This window comes from Mesorhizobium sp. M2A.F.Ca.ET.067.02.1.1 (assembly GCF_004023285.1).
GTDB lineage: Bacteria > Pseudomonadota > Alphaproteobacteria > Rhizobiales > Rhizobiaceae > Mesorhizobium.
The window spans coordinates 1-1,748 of record NZ_RZSB01001011.1 but is presented as its reverse complement, the minus strand read 5'-3'; the positions used below and the strand labels follow the sequence as shown (position 1 = coordinate 1,748).

The following is a 1,748-nucleotide window of genomic DNA, read 5'->3' as shown; positions in this document are numbered from 1 at the left end:
CTGTGGTGATCTGGATGGCGCTGCGCACGATGTTGCCGACGCGGTGCGAATAGATCTTATTGGCGTAGGTCTCCTGCAGCAGGCGGCCGTTGCGGCGGCCAGAGACGGTGACGAAGACGATGACCACGTCCTGCAGCGTCGAAGGCAGGGCGCTTTCGAAAATGTCCTTCAGCACGTCGCGGCGGTGGCGCAGTCCCAAATCGTTGAGCAGCGCCTTCATGATCGCGGCGTGGCCGGGATAGCGGATGGTGCGGTAGTTCAGCGTGCGCACCTTGCCCTTCAGCGTCTCGGCCAGAGTGCCGAGCCCGCCGGAGGTGTTGAAGGCCTCATAGGTGACGCCGTCGAGCGAGAATTCCTCGCGCTCCTCCAGCGGCGGCACTTCGATCAGCTCGCCCTCGACGATCGCCTCGCAGGGCTCGCAATATTCGTTGATGACGCCGTCGGTGCTCCAGGTAAGGTTGTAGTTCAGCGCATTGGACGGATATTGCGGCAGCGCGCCGACGCGCATGCGAACGCTTTCCAGCGTGTCGAAGCGGCTGGCGAGGTCGTTGGCGACGATCGAGATGAAGCCCGGCGCCAGGCCGCATTGCGGGATGAAGGCGTTTTTCACACTGCGCGCCAGTTCCTTGACGCGGCGGGTCGAGACGACGTCCTCGGTGAGGTCGAGATAGTGCACACCGGCGGCGGCGGCCGCCTCGGCGATGCGGGTGGTGAGGTGGAAGGGCGCGGCGCTCAGCACGGCGAACTTGCCGGCGAGGATCTTTTCCAGTTTGCCGGCGGCGGCGATGTCGAGCTCCTGCGTCGCGACGCCGGCCGGCAATTCGGCGGCGGCGAGCTGGGCGGCCGAGCGGTCGACAAGCGTGACGCGGTAGTCGCCCGTGGCGCTCAGCATTTCGGCGATGGTCGAGCCGATCTTGCCGGCGCCGACGACAACGATGTTCTTCATGATCAATTCCCCCTGCAATCCTGATTTGGGCCAATTCGATTTGGCGAAAATCATTGCAGCTTGCCTGTCGAAAGGAAGCGTGGAATCTGGCAATATGACGCTGAACTTTAAGCGATTTGCCGAAAGGTTTCGTCGAAATGCTCACTCAAGCCGAACAGGGCCTGCTCACTTTGCTGCGCGCCAACGCGCGGGCCTCGACCGCCGAGCTCGCGCGCCAGCTCGGCGTATCGCGCACCACGGTGCAGAGCCGCATCGAGCGGCTGGAGCAGCGCGGCATCATCGCCGGCTATGGGGTGCGGCTGTCGCCCGACTATGAGCAGGGGCTGGTCAAGGCGCATGTGCTGCTCACCGTCACGCCGAAACTCGCCGACAAGGTGGTGCGCAGCCTGGAAGCGATGCCGCCGGTGCGGACGGTGCATTCGGTGAGCGGCAATTTCGACATGATCGTCATCGTCGACGCGCCGTCGATCCGCGACCTCGACGCGCTGCTCGACAAGATCGGAGCGATGGATGGGGTGGAGCGGACCTCGTCGTCGATCATCCTGTCGACGCGGGTGGATCGGTGAGAGGGGACTCATTTCAATGCGCCGGCGCGAGGCCCCCCTCTCTGTCCTGCCGGCTTTCGTCGCTCGGAAAGCCAAGCAATTGGCTTCCCGTCCGCTGCGCGGACCGCTCCTCAACCCCCTCAAGGGGGGAGATCAGATGTGGCGCCGGCTTTCGCTAATCGCCAACGTTGCAAAGGGAGCGCCGGCGCTGAAGCTGCCAATCTCCCCCCTTGAGGGGGAGATGCCCGGCAGGGCAG

Annotated in this window: 2 protein-coding genes; one reads left to right on the top strand and one right to left on the bottom strand. The window is 64.6% G+C overall.

The window, feature by feature from the left end:
* A partial coding sequence (locus EOA28_RS34815; protein WP_148671067.1) for a saccharopine dehydrogenase family protein occupies positions 1–946 on the bottom strand: 946 nt, incomplete at its 3' end.
* 137 nt (positions 947–1,083) lie between these two features.
* Here EOA28_RS34815 and EOA28_RS34810 point away from each other — a divergent pair.
* On the top strand, positions 1,084–1,512 hold the full coding sequence (locus EOA28_RS34810; RefSeq protein WP_127253848.1) for an Lrp/AsnC family transcriptional regulator: 429 nt from the start codon (positions 1,084–1,086) through the stop codon (positions 1,510–1,512).
* The last annotated feature ends 236 nt before the right edge of the window (positions 1,513–1,748 follow it).